Consider the following 18,881-nt stretch of genomic DNA (forward strand, 5'->3'; position numbering starts at 1 on the left):
TGCTTCCGTAGGGGTGGGTACTGTCATAGCGTCGTGGAAGACTTGTTCGTGATGACGTGATGGCGTGATGCGGGTGGCGACGCGGGGGAGGCGGAGCGGATGCCGACGTCTCCGGCGATGTGCCGTGACCCACGCTCCTGACCGATGCCTGGCCGGCGACGAGGAGTTCCGACGTGAGCGACTGGCTCATCTACCGTGGCGCGGGGGCACCGCACGACGGAATTGAGCATCTTCCGCCGCCGCCGCCCTGGCGCGATTTCGACGGCGGCCCCCTCGTGGCGCCGCCCGCCGCCCTCGACCCGTCCTCCGAGCGCCGGCTCGGTGTGCAGCGCCGCGAGGCCAGCCACCACCGCCCCGGCGAGACCGAGCGCGAGCTGGTCAACGCCGCCCTCTATCTGCGCCGCCCGCTGCTGGTGACCGGCGCACCGGGCAGCGGCAAGAGCACCCTGGCGCATTCCGTCGCCTATGAACTCGGCCTGGGCCGGGTGCTCGGCTGGCCCGTCGTCAGCCGCAGCACGCTGCGCGACGGCCTGTACGACTACGACGCCATCGGCCGCCTCCAGGACCTCCAGATCGCCCGCGCCACCCCGGCCGCCGCGGAGAGCGGGACGCCGGCCGGCGCCGACCCCGCCGACGAGCCGGGCGGCGGCATCGGCCGCTACATCCGCCTCGGTCCACTGGGCACGGCCCTGCTGCCGTCCGCCCGGCCCCGGGTGCTGCTCGTCGACGAGCTCGACAAGAGCGATATCGATCTGCCCAATGACCTCCTCAACGTGCTGGAGGAAGGGGAGTTCCGGATTCCGGAGCTGGAGCGGCTGTCCGGATCCGCCCCCGAGGTGGAGGTGCTCAGCGACGACGGCGCGCAGGTGACGGTGCGTGACGGCCGGGTGCGCTGCCGCGCCTTCCCCTTCATCGTCCTCACCAGCAACGGCGAACGCGACTTCCCGGCGCCCCTGTTGCGCCGCTGTATCCACCTCCACATCCCGGTCCCCGACAAGGAGCGGCTCGCCGCCATGGTGCGGGCGCACTTCGGCGAGGGCGCCGACGGGCGCTACGAAGCGGTGATCGACCGCTTCCTGGACCGCGAGCCCGGCGACGTCCGCGCCGTCGACCAGCTCTTCAACGCCATCCACCTCACCCAGAAGGCCGGCTGGACGGACGAGGACGAGGAGGAGACCCGACGGCGTCTGACGGCGGAGCTGATGCGGCCTCTTGATCGGACGAGGTGAGTGCGGTGCCCCGCGGGGAGCCCGGCCCAGGCCCCCTCGACGAACTCGTCGCCCGGCTGACGGCGGCGGGGGTGCCGGCCGACGCCCGCGGGATGGCCGACGCCCTCTGGCTCGCCCAGTGGATCACCCCGCAGGAACGGGCCGGCGGCACCGAGGACACCGGGCCCCCGGCCGCGGACCCTGTGCACCGTACGGATCCGGCCACTTTCCGGGTGGGGTCGGCCGTCTCCCCGGGTTCCGCGCACGCCGACGGGACACCGCCGGCCGGCCGCGAGGACGGCCCCGGGGACGGTTCCCGAGACGGCGCCGACGGCGGCCCCGTGGAGGGAGAGCCGTCCCCCTCCACGCTCCGGGACAGTGCCCGGCGCCGGGTCGCGGAGCTGCTGCCCGCCTTGGACGAGCGGGTCGCCGACCGGGACCCGCGGCGGCTCGGCGAGATCGCGGTCCCCATCGCCTCCGCGTTCCCCGGGCTGCTGCCGTTGCAGCGGGCCCTGCGGCCCATCCAGCGCTACCGCCCGCCGGTCGCCCCGGTCCGCCGGAAGCTGGACGAGCCGGCCACCGCCGAACTCTCCGCCCACGCCGAGATGATCATCCCCGTGCTGCGCGGGGTACACCGCAGGGCGGCCGCGCTGCGGCTGTTGATGGACGGCTCGTCCTCGATGGCCGTCTGGGAGCAGATGCTGCACGACCTGCGCCAGGTCTGCGAGCGGGTGGGCGCCTTCCGCGACGTCACGGTGCACTACCTCCATCCGCACGGCCCGGACGTCGGCGTCGCGGCGGCCCCCGGCCCCGGCCGCCCGCTGCGCCCCGCCGACCAGTTGCACGACCCGACCGGCCACCACCTCACCCTCGTCGTCAGCGACTGCGCGGGCCCCCTCTGGCGGGACGGCCGGATGCAGCGGCTGCTCTACCGCTGGGCCGCCGACGCCCCGCTCGCCGTCGTCCAGCCGCTGCCGCAGCGGATGTGGGCGCGCACGCTGCTGCCCGCCGTCGCCGGCACCCTCATCCGGCGCCAGGGCCCCTACCACGCCCTGGACTTCCGCCCGGCCCGGCGCCGACGCCGGCCCACCGGGGCGCCCGGCGCCGCCGCCGAAGCGCCCCGCGAGCGCGCCATCCCGGTCCTCTCCGCCACCCCCTCCGCCCTCGGCTCCTGGGCCCGGCTCGCCGCCGCCGACGCCGGTCTCGCACTGCGCGGCGCGGCCTGTGTCGTACGGGCCGACCACGGCGCCGGGTTCCCGTCCGGCCCGGCGCCCGCGCCCGGGCGCGCCGCACCGGCCCGTATGGTCCGCGAGTTCGACCAGCAGGCCTCTCCCGCCGCCCGGCTGCTCGCCGTCCATCTCTCGGCCGTCCCGCTCGCGCTCCCCGTCATCCAGCTGGTCCAGCGGGCGATGCTGCCGCAGACCGGCCCGGCCGAACTGGCCGAGGTGCTGCTCAGCGGCCTGGTCACGCAACTCCCCCCGCAGGAGGGGCAGGCGGGCGAGCAGGCCGGGGTGAGCGGCCCCTGGTACGACTTCGCGCCCGGGGTGCGCGACGAATTACTCGGCAGGCTCAGCGCGGGCGAGGCCGCCCTGGTCCTCAAACACTGCTCGCTCTACATCGAGCGCACCTTCGGCCGCAGCGCCCGCAACTTCCCGGCCGTTGCGGTCGCCATGCTCTCCGGCAGCGGCCGCGAGCCCGAGACCGGCCGGCGCGCGGTGCCCGAACCCTTCGCCCGGGTCTCCGAGCGGGTGCTGCGCCGCTTCGAACCGGCGCTGCGCCCGCCCGCCCCCAGCCCGTACGTCTCCGACGGCCCCGCCGCGGAAGGCGCCGCCCTCCTGGAGCGCTACGAACAGGGCGGCACCGTCCGGGACCTGATCGAGGCCGTCCGGTTGCTGCGCGCCGCCGCCGCACGTCTGCCCGAGGCCGGTACGGACCTCGCGCGCGCCCTGCTGCACGCCTGGGCGACCTGGGGCCAGCCGGACGCCCTGGAGGAGGCGGAGCGGGCGGTGCGCGCCGCGGAGCGGGCCACGGCGGGCGAGCCGGCCGCCGGCGACCAGGAGGACGTCACCGCCGGCCGGGAGGCCGAGCGCACCCGGGCGCTGATCGTGCTGGGCCGGGTCGGCCATGCCCGTGCCCAGGAGCGCCGGGCCGAGGGCACACCGGACGAGGAGCGCATCGCGCTGGCCGACGCCGCCCGCCGACTGCACACCGCCTGCGGGCTGATGAGCCTGCTCGACCCCCGTGTCCTGGAGAGCATGGTGCTGCGCACCGAGGTGCTGCGCCGACTGGCCGCGCTGCCCGTACCGGCCCCCGAGGCGGTGGCCGCCGCGTCCGGTGCGGCGGTGGACCCGGCGGCCGTGCCGGACCCCGACCCGCTCGACGAGGCGGAGTGCTCCCTGACCACCCTCCTCGACCAGTGGCCCAGCGGCGAGGAGGTGCCCGGCGAGGTCTACGCCGCCCGCGGCGGGGTGCTGCTCGACCAGGCCCGCCGCGCCGCCGCCGGCCACCCCGCGGACCCCCGCGCCGCCGAGGCGCTCGCCGTCCGCGCCGCCGACGACCTCGACACCGCCGTCGTGCTGCTGCGCCGCCGGGGCAGCGCCGCCGACCGGCTGGTGTGCCGGACGCTGCTCGATCTGGCGGCGGCCCGCCAGCTGAACGGCGGCGCGGGGCTGCCGTCCGTCCTGCCGATCCTCGAACGCGCCCGGGCGATGGCCCGTGCCCTCGACGACCGGGCCCTGGAGGCGGACAGCCTGCGCCGTACCGCCGCCGCCCAGCGCGCGGTGCACACCCGCACCGGCGCCCTGCCCGCCCTGGACGCGGCCATCGCCGCGCTGGCCGGCGCGCTTCGGCTGGCCACCCCCGATTCGCCCGAGCACAGTGCGCTGCTCGCCGAGCGCGGTGCGGCGCTGCTGCTGCGCGCCCGGCAGGAGCCGGCCGACGGGCCGGGCAAGCGGCTGGCCAACGAGGCGGTGCATGTGCTGCGCGAGGCGCTCGGCCGGGTCGCGCCGCAGGACCCGGACCTGGGCAACCACCGGCTGCTGTTCGGCCGCGCCCTGCGGCTGCGCTATGAACGCCAGCCCTCGCTCGCCGATCTGCACGAGGCCGACTGGATCCTGGAGCTGGCCGCCCGCGGCGCGGACGTCCCCGCCGCGGTATCGGCGGAGGCCTGGCTCGAAGTGGGCGACGTCCAACTGCTGCTGGACCGCCGCTTCGACTCCCGGGAGCGCCATGACCGCGCCGCCGCCTGTTACCGCCGGGCTGCCGCGGCCGCCCGGCGCGCCGGCAGCGCCCTGCTGGCCGCCCGCGCCCACCACCGCCGCGGCGAGGTCCTGGAGGTCACCGCGGGGTCCCGTTCCGCGCTGCACGCCTACCGCGAGAGCTGGGAGCAGTGGCAGCGCGCCGGCGAGGACACCGGCCCGGAGGCCCAGCGCACCCGCGCCCGTATGCGTGCCCTCGAATCCGCCGCCTGACCGCACCCGGCGGCCCGTCCGGAGCGCCTGACCGTCCCTCACCGCAGGTGTTTCTGCGGACGGGAGTCCGGGAACACCCCCGTCCAGCCGGCCCAGAGGAGAGCAGCGTGGCGACTATCCCCCGCACCGAACCGGTGGTGGCGGCCCCGCCGGGGCCGTCGGCCGAGCGGCTGCCGGACTTCGCCGGGGTTGACGTGGGCGTTCTCGCGGCGCGGACGGACCATCCGGTGCTGGGCGAGGTGGCGGCGCTGCTGCTGCGCAACTGGCCGTCGGCGGAGGACGCCGTGGCGTACTACGAGGACGGCCCGGAAAAAGCCTTGCATTGACGGTCAGGGACGGTTGTTTTTGGGCAAACGTGCAAGGGAACCGGCCAGTTGCCGGGGGCACTCGGTTCCTCGATCGGGGGCGGAGCCATGTATCAGACGACGGGCGGGAGTTGATCCGGCCCATACGTCGATGAGGCGACGAGGGCAGGGGGCGACGCCGTGGCGGGGGAGACGACCGGCCGGACCGCCGTGGTGCCCTTCCGGCAGTTCGTCCTGAAGGTCCACAGCCGCTGCAACCTCGCCTGCACCTACTGCTACATCTACGCCGGCCCCGACCGCAGCTGGCGTACCCGCCCGCCGACCGTCCCGGCGGCGACCGTCCGGCAGACCGCCCGGCGCATCGCCGAACACGCCCGCACCCACCGGCTGCGTGCCGTCCGGATCGATCTGCACGGCGGGGAGCCGCTGCTCACCGGCCCCGGCCCGCTCCTGGACCAGGCCGCCGCCGTCCGCGCCGCGCTGCCCGCCGGCTGCACCGCCGACTTCGGCGTCCAGACCAACGGGACGCTGCTGACCGCGGACATCATCGACACCCTCGGCGCCACCGGGTTCCGGCTCGGCCTCAGCGTCGACGGCGGCACTCCCGGCCTCAACCGCCGCCGGGTCGACCACGCGGGACGGCCCTCCTGGCCCGCGGTCTCCCGCGCCGCGGGCCTGCTCCACGACCGGCCCGGGGTGTTCGCCGGGATCCTGTGCACGATCGACATCACCGCCGACCCCGCCGAGGTCTACGGCTCGCTGCGCGCACTGGACCCCCCGATGCTCGACTTCCTCCTCCCGCACGCCAACTGGTCCAGCCCGCCGCCCGCCACCAGCGGCAGGGGCCCCCGCACCCCGTACGGCGACTGGCTGTGCACCGTCTTCGACCTGTGGTGGGACGGCGGCCCCGGCCCCCGGGTACGGGTCTTCACCGAGATCCTCGGCCTGCTCCTGGGCCGCCCCAGCTCCAGCGAGGCGGTCGGCCTCTCCCCGGTGGTCGCCGTGATCGTGGACACCGACGGCGCCATCGAACAGGTCGACTCGCTCAAATCCGCCTACGAGGGCGCCGCGGCCACCGGCCTCGACGTCTTCCACCACACCTTCGACCAGGCCCTGGCCCACCCCGGCATGGTTGCCCGCCGCACCGGCCGGGACGGCCTGGGCGACCGGTGCCGCGGCTGCGCCCTGGTGGAGGTGTGCGGCGGCGGCAACTACGCACACCGCTACCGCGCCGACGGCACCGGGTTCCGCAACCCCTCCGTCTACTGCGCCGACCTGGAACGCCTGATCCGCCACATCGCGGCCCGCCTCAAGGCCGAGGTCACGCCCAACTGACGGCACCCCCACATGACCTGACGCACTGTCGCCACCAGGAGGGACACTTGGGCTATCGTGCCAAAAAGCCAGGGCGTGCCTGAGGAAACAGCCTGCGCACGCGCGCACCATCGCATCCCAGGGAGACGGTCGCATGGTCGATCAGGCCACTTCTTCTGGTTCTTCTGGTTCCTCTGATCCGGCCCGTTCCACCCCGCACATCACCATCAGCTACGCCGGCTTCACCCGGCCCTGGGCCGCGTGGATCTCCCATCAGCTGGAGCGGCAGGGCCACGGCACCACCATGCTGCGCTGGGACCCGCAGGCGGACACCGCGCTGGCACAGGAGCTGTCCGGCCTGCTGGAGGCCGAGGGCCGGCTGCTGATCGTGCTGGACGACTGGTATTTCCGGCTGGGCCCCAAGACACCGGAGGAGTGGACGGCCGCGCTGCGGGAAGTGGTGCCCCCGCACGCCGACCGGTTCGCCGCGGTGAGCGTGGCCACCCAGAGCCTGCCCGCCACGGCGTCCCTGCTGCGCCCCGCCGACCTGCGCGACCTGGACGCGCGCGAGGCCAACCGCCGGGTGCTGACGCGGCTGGGCATCGCGGCGCCGCACCGGCCCGTGGACGAGGACGGGCCCGGCGCGCCCCGCTTCCCGAACGACCCGCCCGAGGTGTGGAACATCCCGCGCCGCAACAACCGCTTCACCGGCCGCGACGGCGTGCTCGAAGAGCTGCACGGCAAGCTGGCCGGTTCGCAGACCGGCTCGGGCCCGCCGCTGGAGACCCGGCTCGCGCTCTACGGCACCTCAGGCGTCGGCAAGAGCCAGATCGCCGCCGAGTACGCCCACCGCTTCGGCAACGACTACGACGTGGTGTGGTGGATCAGCGCCACCAACCGCGGCGCCGCCCGCGAGCAGCTCGCCGAGCTGGCCACCCGGCTCGGCCTCCCCGTCGGCCGGGAGCTGGGCGACCGCATCCGCGCCGTCCACGAAGCGCTCCGCATCGGCCGCCCCTACCGCCGCTGGCTGCTGATCTTCGACAGCGCCGACGACATGGAGCAGATCGAGGACCTGGTCCCCGACGGCCGGGGGCACGTGCTGATCACCACCCTCACCCGCGACTGGTCGGGTTCCGGCAGCGCCCAGGAGACCGAGGTGCTGCCCTTCGACCGCGTCGAGAGCGTCGCCTACGCCCGGCGGCGCGCACCGCGGCTGACCCCGATGGAAGCCGATCTGCTCTCCGACGCCGTCCAGGACCTGCCGCTGCTGCTCGCCCAGACGGCCGCCTGGCTCGACGCGAATCCGATGTCCCCCAAGGAGTACATCGAGCTGATCCGCCGCGGTGAGCCCAGCCTCGTCGGCATCCGGATCTCCTCCGACTACCCCATGGCCTTCCAGACCAGCTGGGCCATAACCCTCAACACGCTGCGCGAGCGCAGCCCCGCGGCGGTCGAACTCCTCAAGCTCTTCGCGTTCTTCGCCCCGGACACCATCCCCGTCCCGATGCTCGCCCAGGCCCGCCGCGGCGATCTGCCCGAACACCTCGCCGATCTGGCCGCCGAGCCGATCAGCTGGAACACCGCCCTGCGCCGGCTGACCGAGTCCACCGCCGTACGCCTCGACTACCAGGTCTCCGAGGACGCCGACCCGGCCGTGGAGACCGCGCTCATGCACCGGCTCTACCACCGGTTCCTGCGCAGCGACATGTCCGAGGACGAGCGCGACCAGATGTCGGCGACCGCCTGCCGGGTGCTGGTCACCGCCGACCCGCAGAACCCCGCCGACACCCGCTACTGGGAGCGCTACGCCGAGCTGATCCCGCATCTGGAACCGGCCGGCGTCCTCGACAGCCCCGAACCGGCCGTCCAGCAGCTGCTGCTCAACTGCGTCGAATATCTGCGGGTCCGCGGCGAATACCGGATGGGCCTGCGGCTGTGCGAACAGTTCATGTCCCGCTGGCGCACCCGGCTGGCCGCCACCCAGCGCACCATGCTCGTCCTCACCCACCAGCACGCCAACATGCTGCGCAGGCTCGGCCGCTACCGCGAGGCCGAGGCCGTCGGCAGCGCCGTCGTCGACCAGCTCGCCACCGAGCGCAGCCCCTCCGACGCCGATCTGCTGCGGGCCCAGGACGGCCTGGCCGGGACGCTGATGGCGCTCGGCTCCTACGAGCAGGCCTACGACCTCTTCGACGCCGTCTGGCGGGCCTACACCGACCTCCTCGGCCCGGAGGCCCCCCGCACCCTCTCCTCGCGGCACAACCTCGGCAATGTCCTCACGCTGCTCGGCCGGTACGAAGAAGCCCTGGTCACCCACCGCGAGGTGCTGGCCTTCCGGGAGCGCGAACTGCGCCAACGACACCATCTGACGCTCAACGCGGGCACCGCACACGCCCGCACCCTGCGGCTGCTCGGCCGCTACCGCGACGCCACCTCCGCACAGGAGCTCAACGCCCGGCTGCATCTTCAGGTCATGGGTCCGCACACCCCGCAGACGCTGCGCGCCGAGCACAACCTCGCGCTGTGTCTGCGCCGCTCCGGCGAGACCACCCGCGCCGCCGCCCTGCTGGCCGACCTCGTCGAGCGCTCCCGCCGGGTGCAGGGGCCGCGCCACCCCGAGACGCTGATGGTGCGCGCGGACCACGCCACCTTCCTGCGCGAGCACGGCGATCTGGGGCACGCCCGGGACCTCGCCGAGGAGGTCGCCGAGCGCTATCGCGCGCTGGCCGGCGAGCGGCACCCCTACACCGTCGGCACCCTGGGCAACGTCGGGCTGGTCCGCGGCGAGTTCGGGGACCAGGCGGAGGCGCTGGACCTCGCGGAGGCCGCCCTCGGCGGGATGACCGAGGCGATGGGCCCCGACCACCCCTGGACGCTGGGCTGTGCGCTGAACGCCGGTGCCGCCCGCAGCCGGGTGGACGACGAGGAGGGCGCGGTGGAGCTGGGCCGGGCCACTCTGCAGCGCGCCAAGGCGACGCTGGGGGAGACCCATCCGCTGACGCTGTCCGCGAAGACGGCGCTGGCCGAGGACCTGCGGGCGCTCCGCCGCGGCCCGGAGGCGGCCAAGCTGGAACAGGAGGCCATCGGGCAGCTCGCCGAGACGCTGGGCGCCGAGCACCCGCACACCCTCTCCGCCCGGCGCCGCCGCCGCCCGTACTGGGACTTCGAACCGCAGCCCGTCTGAGTACGTGGGGCAGGACGGCCACGATGGAGCCGCCGCAGGCGAGTTGGTTGGATGGCGGCATGGACACCACACAGCGCCACGGGGCGCACCGCATCACTCCGGCCACTGCGGTGGGCAGCCTCGTGGGCGCCTCCGCATGGGCGGCGGCAGGGAAGGGCCTGCGCCTGCTTCCGGCCTCGGTCGGGAGGCTGGCGGTGGGGATCAAGCAGGCACGGGGGGCGTATGCGGTACAGGGGGGATGCGGGATCGCACTGGGGCTGTTCGGCTGGGCGGTGGCGTTGTTAGCGGCCCAGGGATTGTTCAACGGACTGCTGTATCCCCTGGTCGACGCGCACGATTACCAGCATTCCTGGGGCGGGCCCACGCTGGTGGGTGCCTGGGTGGTGCACGCCGCGGTCGCGGTGCCCGTCGCCGTAGGGGCGCTGGGAGTGCTGCGCGGCATGGTCGCGGTCGACCGGGCCACCGAGCAGACGCTGTCCGGGCGGCGGCGTCGCTGGTGGCCGCTGCCGCTGTCGGCGCTGGTGGCGGTCGGTCTGGTGCTGTTCTTCACCGCGTGGCTGCACCAGGTATAGGGACCGGTGACCAGGGCCGGCTCGTCGTGCCGGCGTCCGCGCACGCGGAAGGGCCCGCCCCCCAGGGGGACGGGCCCTTCCGCTGTCCTGCACCGGTCACCCCGGCGGCCCGGCGCCTCAGGCGTCGAAGGCCTCCGCGACCAGCTGTGCCTGCTCCGCCTGGTGGCGCTTGGCGGAGCCGACGGCCGGCGACGAGGAGTGCGGCCGGGAGATCCGGCGCAGCCGCTCGCCGTGCGGCACATCGGCGCCGACGGCCAGGTCGAGGTGGTCGATCAGGTTGAGGCCGAGGAACGGCCACGCACCCTGGTTCGCCGGCTCTTCCTGGGTCCACAGGTACTTCGCGGCGTTCGGGAACTTGGCGATCTCCGCCTGGAGCTCCTTGCCGGGAAGCGGGTAGAGCCGCTCGATACGGACGATCGCCGTGTCGGTCGCGCCGCGCTTCTCCCGCTCGGCCTCCAGGTCGTAGTAGACCTTGCCGGAGCAGAAGATGACCTTGCGGACGTCCTCGGGCTTGACCGTGGCGTCGCCGATGACGGGGCGGAAGCCGCCCGTCATGAACTCTTCCGTCTTCGACGCCGCGGCCTTCAGACGCAGCATCGACTTCGGGGTGAAGACGACCAGCGGCTTGTGGTGCGGGTTGTGGACCTGCCAGCGCAGCAGGTGGAAGTAGTTCGACGGCAGGGTCGGCATGGCGACCGTCATGTTGTTCTGCGCGCACAGCTGGAGGAAGCGCTCGATCCGGGCCGAGGAGTGGTCCGGGCCCTGGCCCTCGTAGCCGTGCGGGAGCAGCAGGGTCACACCGGAGGTCTGGCCCCACTTCTGCTCCGCCGAGGAGATGAACTCGTCGACGACCGTCTGGGCGCCGTTGACGAAGTCACCGAACTGCGCCTCCCACATGACCAGCGCCTCCGGGCGGGCCAGGGAGTAGCCGTACTCGAAGCCCATCGCCGCGTACTCGCTCAGCAGCGAGTCGTAGACGTTGAAGCGGGCCTGGTCCTCGGAGAGGTAGAGCAGCGGGGTGTAGTCCTCGCCGGTCTCCCGGTCCACCAGCACCGCGTGGCGCTGGCCGAAGGTGCCGCGGCGGGAGTCCTGGCCGGCGAGCCGGACCGGGGTGCCCTCCATCAGCAGCGAGCCGATGGCGAGGGTCTCGCCCATGCCCCAGTCGATGGTGTTGTCCTCGACCTGGGCCGCGCGGCGCTGCAGCTGGGGCAGCAGACGCGGGTGGACGGTGACCCGCTCGGGGATGTTGACCTGCGACTCGGCGATCCGCTTGACGACCTCCTGGGAGATCGCGGTGTCGACGTAGACCGGGAACTCGGCCTTCGGCTGCGGCACCTCGGGGGCGGCCGGCGTCGTCGTGGCGTCGCGGACCTCGGTGAAGACCTTCTCCAGCTGGCCCTGGAAGTCCTGGAGCGCCTGCTCGGCCTCCTCCAGCGTGATGTCGCCGCGACCGATGAGGGACTCGGTGTAGAGCTTGCGCACCGAGCGCTTCTTGTCGATCAGGTCGTACATCAGCGGCTGGGTGAAACCCGGGTTGTCGGACTCGTTGTGACCGCGGCGGCGGTAGCAGATCAGGTCGATGACCACGTCCTTGTTGAACGCCTGGCGGAACTCGAAGGCCAGACGGGCCACGCGGACGACGGCCTCGGGGTCGTCACCGTTGACGTGGAAGATCGGCGCCTCGATCATGCGGGCCACGTCGGTGGCGTACATGGAGGAGCGGGCCGACTCCGGGGCGGCGGTGAAGCCGACCTGGTTGTTGATGACGATGTGCACCGTGCCGCCGGTGCGGTAGCCGCGCAGCTGCGACATGTTCAGCGTCTCGGCGACCACACCCTGGCCGGCGAACGCCGCGTCACCGTGCAGCTGGATCGGCAGGACGGTGAAGTCCGTGCCGCCCTTGTTGATGATGTCCTGCTTGGCGCGCGAGACACCCTCGACGACCGGGTCGACGGCCTCCAGGTGGGAGGGGTTGGCGGTCAGCGAGACCTTGATCTGCTCGCCGTCCAGGCCGGTGAAGGTGCCCTCGGCGCCCAGGTGGTACTTCACGTCGCCGGAGCCGTGCATCGACTTCGGGTCGAGGTTGCCCTCGAACTCGCGGAAGATCTGCGCGTAGGACTTGCCGACGATGTTGGCGAGGACGTTGAGGCGGCCGCGGTGGGCCATCCCGATGACGCACTCGTCCAGCCGCGACTCGGCCGCGGAGTCGATGACCGCGTCCAGCAGGGGGATGACGGACTCGCCGCCCTCCAGCGAGAAGCGCTTCTGGCCGACGTACTTGGTCTGCAGGAACGTCTCGAACGCCTCGGCGGAGTTCAGCCGGCGCAGGATGCGCAGCTGCTCCTCGCGCTCGGGCGACTTGTGCGAGCGCTCGACCCGGTCCTGGATCCACTGGCGCTGCTTGGGGTCCTGGATGTGCATGAACTCGATGCCGGTGGTGCGGCAGTACGAGTCGCGCAGCACGCCCAGGATGTCGCGCAGCTTCATCATGGACTTGCCGGAGAAGCCGCCGACCGCGAACTCGCGCTCCAGGTCCCACAGGGTGAGACCGTGCTCGGTGATGTCGAGGTCGGGGTGCTTGCGCTGGTGGTACTCCAGCGGGTCGGTGTCGGCCATGACGTGGCCGCGGACCCGGTAGGAGTGGATCAGCTCGAAGACCCGGGCGGCCTTGGTGACGTCGTCGTCATGGGACGCGTCGATGTCCTTGAGCCAGCGGACCGGCTCGTAGGGGATCCGCAGCGACTTGAAGATGTCGTCGAAGAAGTCGTTCTCGCCGAGCAGCAGCTGGTTCATGATCCGCAGGAACTCGCCGGAGGCGGCGCCCTGGATCACGCGGTGGTCGTAGGTGCTGGTCAGCGTCATGACCTTGGAGACACCGAGCTTGTTCAGGGCGTCCTGGGAGGTGCCCTGGAACTCCGCGGGGTAGTCCATCGAGCCGACGCCCATGATCATGGACTGGCCGGGCATCAGCCGCGGCACGGAGTGGACCGTGCCGATGCCGCCCGGGTTCGTCAGCGACGCGGTGACCCCGGTGAAGTCGTCCATCGTCAGCTTGTTGTCGCGGGCCCGGCGGACGATGTCCTCGTAGGCCTGCCAGAACTCGAAGAAGGTCAGCGTCTCGGCCTTCTTGATGGCGGCGACGACGAGCTGGCGCTCACCGTTCGGCTTCACCAGGTCGATGGCCAGACCGAGGTTGACGTGCTCGGGCTTGACCAGCGTCGGCTTGCCGTCCTTCAGCGCGAAGGAGTAGTTCATCGACGGCATGGCCTTGAGGGCCTGCACCATCGCGTACCCGATGAGGTGGGTGAAGGAGACCTTCCCGCCCCGGGCGCGCTTGAGGTGGTTGTTGATCACGATGCGGTTGTCGAAGAGCAGCTTCACCGGGATCGCGCGGACGGACGTGGCCGTCGGCAGCTCCAGGGAGGCGTTCATATTCTTCGCAACAGCGGCCGAGGGGCCGCGCAGCGTGACGAACTCGGGACCACCCGTGGCCTCGGCGGCGGGCGCGGCGGCCGGCTTCGCGGCGGCCTTGGCCGGGGCGCTCTTGGCCGGGGCCGGCTGGGCGGGCGCCGGAGCGCTCGCGGCCGGCTTCGCCGGGGCGGCCGGAGCCGGAGCCGGGGCCGGCGCGGCGTCGGCCGTTCCGGTGCCGGACGGCTTCGGCGCGGCGGCGGGGGGCGCTGCCGGGGACGACTGCGCCGGGGCGGCCGCGGCGGGGGCAGCGCCCTCCGCCGGCTGGCTCGGCGCCGTGGTGGCGCCCGGCTTGTAGTCGGCGAAGAAGTCCCACCAGGCTCGGTCTACCGAGTTCGGGTCCTGGAGGTACTGCTGGTAGATCTCGTCGACGAGCCACTCATTGGGACCGAACGCGGCGGCAGGGTTCTTTCCCTGCCCCTCGTGGTCGGTCGAGATGCTCGAGCTGTTGGGGGACTGTAGCGACACGGCGGCAACCGCCCTCTTCCGCTTCCTAAGGTGGTGGACAGCGGGAATAAAGGCTACGCCTGTTGTGACCCCTGATGCAGGCTGGGAGGGGTACTCGTCGCGTACGTCACATTCCCGGAGGGGTTTCGGGGCAGGACTTGGCGGGAAACACACCAAGTTTGCCTGTGCCCGGGTAGGCGTCATCGCCGTGACACCCACGGACGAGTGCTTCCACCACCGACCCTACGTCAGCGGGCGTCAGCTTCGAGCTGACTCCAGCCCCGGAAGAGTGACCCGGATCCGGCAACCGCGGGGTGATTCCGCCACGCCGATGCGTCCGCCGTGCAGATCCACCGCCCAGCGCGCGATGGCCAGGCCCAGGCCCGTCCCGCCGTCGGAGCCGGGGCCGGAGGGGGCCGGGCCGCCGCGGTTGAAGCGCTCGAAGACCCGGTAGCGCTCCGACTCGGGGATGCCGGGCCCCTCGTCCTGCACCTCCAGCACCAGGCTCTGCGGCCCCTCGCCGCGGCGCGCATGCACCGTGACCCGGCCGTGCCGCGGGCTGTGCTTGATCGCGTTGTCGATGAGATTGGCGACGACCTGGTGCAGCCGCTCGGCGTCCGCGTGCGCGGTCAGCTCCGGGGGCGAGACATCGAGGTGGAGATGGACGTCCGTACGGGTGTGGGTGCCCGAGCCGGCCAGCCCGGAGAGCGTGGAGGCGCCGCGGCTCATATTGGCCTCCTTGAGCACCCCGGACAGATACGGCCAGACCTCGAAGCGCCGGGCGTGCAGCGGCACCACGCCGTTGTCCAGCCGGGACAGGTCGAGGAGGTGCTCGACCAGGCGGCCCAGCCGCTCGGTCTGCTTCAGCGCCGTCCGCATCGTCTCCGGGTCCGGCTCGCAGACCCCGTCGACGACGTTCTCCAGGACGGCCCGCAGCGCGGCGATGGGGGTGCGCAGCTCGTGCGAGACATTGGCCACCAGTTCCTTGCGGTGGGTGTCCACCGCCTCCAGGTCGGCCGCCATCCGGTTGAAGGCGTCGGCCAGGGCGCCGAACTCGTCGCGGCGCTCGGAGCGGACCCGGCGGCTGTAGTTGCCGTGCGCCATCGAGCGGGTGACGTCCGTCATCTCGTCGAGCGGCGCGGTGAGGCTGTTGGCCACGAACTGGGTGATCAGCAGCGAGGCGATGACCGAGAAGATCGTGATGACCCGGATCTCGGTCGCGGAGTGCATCGCGACGAACACCAGCAGTGTGGTGATGATCACCGAGACGCTGACCAGCGCCCCGAGCGCCGCCTTGACGGAGCGGTACGGGTCCAGCGGGCGCAGCCCCTCCCAGACCCGCTGCCACAGCCGGCTCAGGGGCGTTCGCCACCACCGCGTCATGCGGCCGGGGTCTCCAGGGCGTAGCCGACGCCGTGGACCGTACGGATCCGCTCCGCGCCGATTTTGCGGCGCAGCGCCTTGATGTGGCTGTCGACCGTACGGGTGCCGGAGGCGTCCGCCCAGTCCCACACCTCGGCCAGCAGCTGCTCACGGGAGAGCACCGCGCGCGGGGTGTTCGCGAGGCAGACCAGCAGATCGAACTCGGTGGGCGTCAGATGGACGTCCGCGCCGCGCACCCGCACCCGGCGCTGGGCGTGGTCGATCTCCAGCTCGCCCAGCCGCAGGATGCCGCTGCGCGGGGTGTGCGCGGCCAGTGCGGCGCGCTCGACCCGGCGCAGCAGGACGTGCACCCGGGCGGCCAGCTCCCGCATCGAGAACGGCTTGGTCATGTAGTCGTCGGCGCCCACACCGAGGCCGACCAGCATGTCGGTCTCGTCGTCCCGGGCGGTGAGCATCATCACCGGCACCGGGCGCTGGGCCTGGACCCGGCGGCACACCTCCAGGCCGTCGAAGCCCGGCAGCATCACGTCGAGGACCAGTAGATCGGGCTGCCAGGCCTCCGCGGTCTCCACCGCGGCCGGGCCGTCGGTGGCCGTCTGCACCTGGAAGCCCTCGGCGCGCAGCCGGGCCGCGATGGCCTCGACGATCGTCGGGTCGTCCTCCACGACCAGTACCCGGCGCTGGGCACCCGGCGTGGCGGCGGTGGCGCCGCCCTGCGTTGTCTGAGTCTGGTCCATCGGCCCGCCCCTGCATTGCCCCTGCGTGGTCGCGTCTTGCTGGGCAGCAGCGTACGGGCATGGTGTGACTGTCGGCTACGCGCCCTTCCGCGCAAGATGGACCACGTCGGGGACGCCTCGGACAACGGGGATCTCTTCCGTATGTACCCCGCTGAATCCGGCATTTCGCAGGGCTTCCTCGAAGGCCGGCGAGGGCTGGGCGGACCAGACGGCGAGCACGCCGCCGGCCGTCAGACGGTCGCGGCAGGCGGCGAGCCCGGCGGGGGAGTAGAGGCTGTTGTTGTCCTCGGTGACGGTCCAGTCGGGACCGTTGTCGATGTCCAAACACAGCGCGTCATAGGTGTCTTGGCCCGCTTCCGTGCGCAGATGGGCGACCAGGTCGGTGTGCAGGATCTCGCTGCGCGGATCGGCCAGGGCGTCCGCCGAGACGGCCGACAGCGGGCCCGTGCGGTGCCAGTCGATCACCGCCTCCTCGCGCTCGACCACGACGATCCGGCCCCAGCGCGGCTGCTGCGCCGCGCGCGCCAGGGAGAAGCCGACGCCGAGGCCGCCGATCAGCACGGAGGGCCGGGGGCGGCCGGCCGGCAGGGCGGCCAGCGCGGCGTCGATCAGCAGCCGCTCGGAGCGGCCGTCGGAGGTGTCCATCAGGAAGCAGCCGTTGGCGATGATCTCGTAGATCACGGGCTCGACGGGGTCCGGAGGGCCGCCCGTTCCCGGGGCTGCAGGGGCCGCGCCCCGTTGCCGCAGCACCACTTCTCCGTAGGGGCCCTCGCGGCGGTCGAGCGTGCACGGGGCCTCGGGGTGGCCGGCCGGGGTCTGCGCAGGAGTAACGGGAGCCATGGCGCCCATGGTGGCCAATACGGGCCGCACCGGTCCAACGCTCCGGAAGGAAGGAAGTCCGACCCCATCGGAGCGGACGTGGCGGATTGGGTGACGGTTGCCTCATGTGAGGGATATCACTCACACAGGTTCTTCATGGGTTGAGCATGCAGGCTGGTCCGGAACGTTGATCAGGACAGAGCGATCACGACCGAGGGACGCGGGCGTGGCTCACCGGAAGCGCCATGAACGGAAGGGGCCTCGGACCGTGAGCTGGCTTGGAACCGCCGACAGAATGCGGACCGGACGCGCGCCGTCCGGCGCCCCGGGACGCCAGTCGGCCCCGGGCGCCGGCCCGGACGGGCAGCCGGGTCTGCTGCCGGGAATCCCTCGGCAGCGCGGCGGCCGGGAGGCCGCGGCCCATGACGTCCCGGTCCAGGAGGCCCCGGCGGGTCGGGACGGGACGTCGGCGGGCGCTCCGCCGGCCGGCGCGCGCGTGCGGTCCTGGCGGCTGCTGCCCTGGCGGCTGCTGCCCACCCCCGCCGGCACCCCCTTCACCTTCGGGTACGCCCTGCTGCTCGTGGCCACCTCACTGTTCGCCGAGTACGGCGACCCGGGGCTGGTCTCCGAGCTGCTGCAAGGCTCCAGCACGGACGTCGTCCATCTCGCGCAGTCCCCGCTGCTGGTGCTGGTCGCCAGCGCCCTGTGGATCGCCGGCGGGATGACCTCCGCCTATGCCATCGGGTTCCTCTTCGTCCTGACGGCGCTGGAGCGGCGGCTGGGCGCTCTGCGCACCGCCGCCGTCTTCTTCGGCGGCCATGCGCTGGCCACCCTCGCCACCGAACTGCCCGTCGCCTTCTCCGTCGCCGCCGGCCGACTGCCCGAGACTTCCTTGCACCGTCTCGACTACGGCATCAGCTTCGGCGTGATGACCTGCATCGGAGCCCTGGCGGGCCTGCTGCCGGCCTGGTTGCGCTGGCCGCTGCTGGCCGGTGTCGGCTATCTGGCCGTGACCGACCTGCTCGCCTACGCCGACCCGTTGACCGACTGGGGCCATCTGCTCTCGCTCACCCTGGGCGTGGCCGCCTGGCCGCTGCTGCGCCGCTGGCGCACCCACCGCACCCGCCCCGCGCCGCTCCTCGGCGAGCTGGGCCGCCCGGCGCTGCAGGGCGCAGGGACGTCCTGAGGGGCTCGGGCTGCCTGACCTGGCTTCCTGAGCGTGGGGGGCCGCGGCGTTACGGCCGTACGGATGCGTCCTGGGGTTGCCGCCTTACGGCCGTACGGACGTCTTGAGCGTCCCGGGGCCGCCGCCTCACGACCGTATGGACGCCTCCCGGGGCCGCCGCCTCACGACCGTACGGACGTCCCGAGCTTCCCGCGGTCGCGGTCCTGCGGCCGCATCGTGGACCGGTACGTATGGGTGATGGCGTAGGCGCAGCCGCCCAGCAGGGCCACGCCCGACAGGACACCGCTGACGAACGGCACCCACACCACGGCGGAGGTCGCCGCCATGCCCAGCCCGGCCATGCCGAGCGCGGTCAGGGCGGCGCCGGGGACGGCGATGCTGCGCCGCTTCCGGACCGCCGCCAGCGCGAGGAAATGCAGGCCGACGATCAGCGCGATCCAGGCCACGCCGGTCTCCTGGGGGGCGCCGCCCTCCCGCAGCGCGACATTCCCGCCGATCAGCAGCGCCACCTCGGCTCCCACGACGAACGCGAACTTCCCCCGGAACCAGTCCGACCGGGGTGCCTCCGGGCCGTCCGCCGCAAACTGCCCGTGGCGCCCGGCCCGCAGGGCGAGCGCCAGCAGTCCGGCGAAGGTGAGCACCGCGAGCACCCGCAGGACGTTGCCGAGCACCGGGTTCAGCGGGGCGTGCGCATCGGCGACCACGAAGACCGTTCCGAAGAATGCGCCGATGAAGACTCCGGACATCTGCTGCAACATGCCGCGAAGGTAGCAGTCATGACGGGGCGT

At 73.1% G+C, this 18,881-nt stretch carries 12 protein-coding genes; 7 read left to right on the forward strand and 5 right to left on the reverse strand.

Features of this window, described 5'->3' with window-relative positions; genetic code table 11:
* Positions 1 to 173 precede the first annotated feature (173 nt).
* From BKA18_RS24535 to BKA18_RS24560, 6 genes are all read left to right on the forward strand, one after another.
* A complete protein-coding gene (locus BKA18_RS24535) occupies positions 174 to 1,229 on the forward strand; it encodes an AAA family ATPase (RefSeq protein WP_006603151.1) in 1,056 nt (351 codons plus the stop codon).
* Positions 1,230 to 1,234: 5 nt separating this feature from the next.
* Positions 1,235 to 4,678: an SAV_2336 N-terminal domain-related protein gene (locus BKA18_RS24540; RefSeq protein WP_366045552.1), complete on the forward strand. Its 3,444-nt coding sequence runs from the start codon at positions 1,235 to 1,237 to the stop codon at positions 4,676 to 4,678.
* 107 nt (positions 4,679 to 4,785) lie between these two features.
* On the forward strand, positions 4,786 to 5,004 hold the full coding sequence (locus tag BKA18_RS24545; RefSeq protein WP_358919216.1) for a YxD-tail cyclophane-containing RiPP peptide: 219 nt from the start codon (positions 4,786 to 4,788) through the stop codon (positions 5,002 to 5,004).
* A gap of 159 nt (positions 5,005 to 5,163) precedes the next feature.
* A complete protein-coding gene (locus tag BKA18_RS24550; protein WP_366045551.1) occupies positions 5,164 to 6,318 on the forward strand; it encodes an FxsB family cyclophane-forming radical SAM/SPASM peptide maturase in 1,155 nt (384 codons plus the stop codon).
* Between the two features lie 133 nt (positions 6,319 to 6,451).
* Positions 6,452 to 9,481 (forward strand): FxSxx-COOH system tetratricopeptide repeat protein, encoded by a 3,030-nt coding sequence (gene fxsT, locus BKA18_RS24555; RefSeq protein ID WP_366045550.1) that lies wholly within the window; start codon positions 6,452 to 6,454, stop codon positions 9,479 to 9,481.
* A 59-nt stretch (positions 9,482 to 9,540) separates the two neighbouring features.
* Positions 9,541 to 10,053, forward strand: a complete 513-nt coding sequence (locus BKA18_RS24560) for a hypothetical protein (protein ID WP_366045549.1) — start codon at positions 9,541 to 9,543, stop codon at positions 10,051 to 10,053.
* 117 nt (positions 10,054 to 10,170) lie between these two features.
* Here BKA18_RS24560 and BKA18_RS24565 read toward each other — a convergent pair whose 3' ends face one another.
* The 4 genes from BKA18_RS24565 to BKA18_RS24580 form a co-directional block, all read right to left on the reverse strand.
* Positions 10,171 to 13,989, reverse strand: coding sequence for a multifunctional oxoglutarate decarboxylase/oxoglutarate dehydrogenase thiamine pyrophosphate-binding subunit/dihydrolipoyllysine-residue succinyltransferase subunit (locus BKA18_RS24565; protein ID WP_366045548.1), 3,819 nt, complete (start codon positions 13,987 to 13,989; stop codon positions 10,171 to 10,173).
* Between the two features lie 237 nt (positions 13,990 to 14,226).
* Positions 14,227 to 15,351 (reverse strand): sensor histidine kinase, encoded by a 1,125-nt coding sequence (locus BKA18_RS24570; RefSeq protein ID WP_366045547.1) that lies wholly within the window; start codon positions 15,349 to 15,351, stop codon positions 14,227 to 14,229.
* Positions 15,348 to 16,088: a response regulator transcription factor gene (locus BKA18_RS24575; protein ID WP_006603143.1), complete on the reverse strand. Its 741-nt coding sequence runs from the start codon at positions 16,086 to 16,088 to the stop codon at positions 15,348 to 15,350. Before BKA18_RS24575 ends, BKA18_RS24570 begins: the two co-directional genes overlap by 4 nt.
* A gap of 75 nt (positions 16,089 to 16,163) precedes the next feature.
* A complete protein-coding gene (locus BKA18_RS24580; protein WP_366045546.1) occupies positions 16,164 to 16,928 on the reverse strand; it encodes a spermidine synthase family protein in 765 nt (254 codons plus the stop codon).
* A gap of 274 nt (positions 16,929 to 17,202) precedes the next feature.
* On the opposite strand from BKA18_RS24580, the gene BKA18_RS24585 reads away from it, so the two are divergent.
* The gene (locus tag BKA18_RS24585; protein WP_366045624.1) at positions 17,203 to 18,093 is read left to right on the forward strand and encodes a rhomboid-like protein; all 891 of its coding nucleotides are present in this window, start codon (positions 17,203 to 17,205) and stop codon (positions 18,091 to 18,093) included.
* Positions 18,094 to 18,254: 161 nt separating this feature from the next.
* Here the strand turns inward: BKA18_RS24585 and BKA18_RS24590 are convergent, their stop codons facing one another.
* On the reverse strand, positions 18,255 to 18,851 hold the full coding sequence (locus BKA18_RS24590) for a hypothetical protein (protein WP_366045545.1): 597 nt from the start codon (positions 18,849 to 18,851) through the stop codon (positions 18,255 to 18,257).
* Positions 18,852 to 18,881 lie beyond the last annotated feature (30 nt).

Source organism: Streptomyces auratus, from assembly GCF_050433025.1.
In the GTDB taxonomy this organism is placed as follows: domain Bacteria; phylum Actinomycetota; class Actinomycetes; order Streptomycetales; family Streptomycetaceae; genus Streptomyces; species Streptomyces sioyaensis.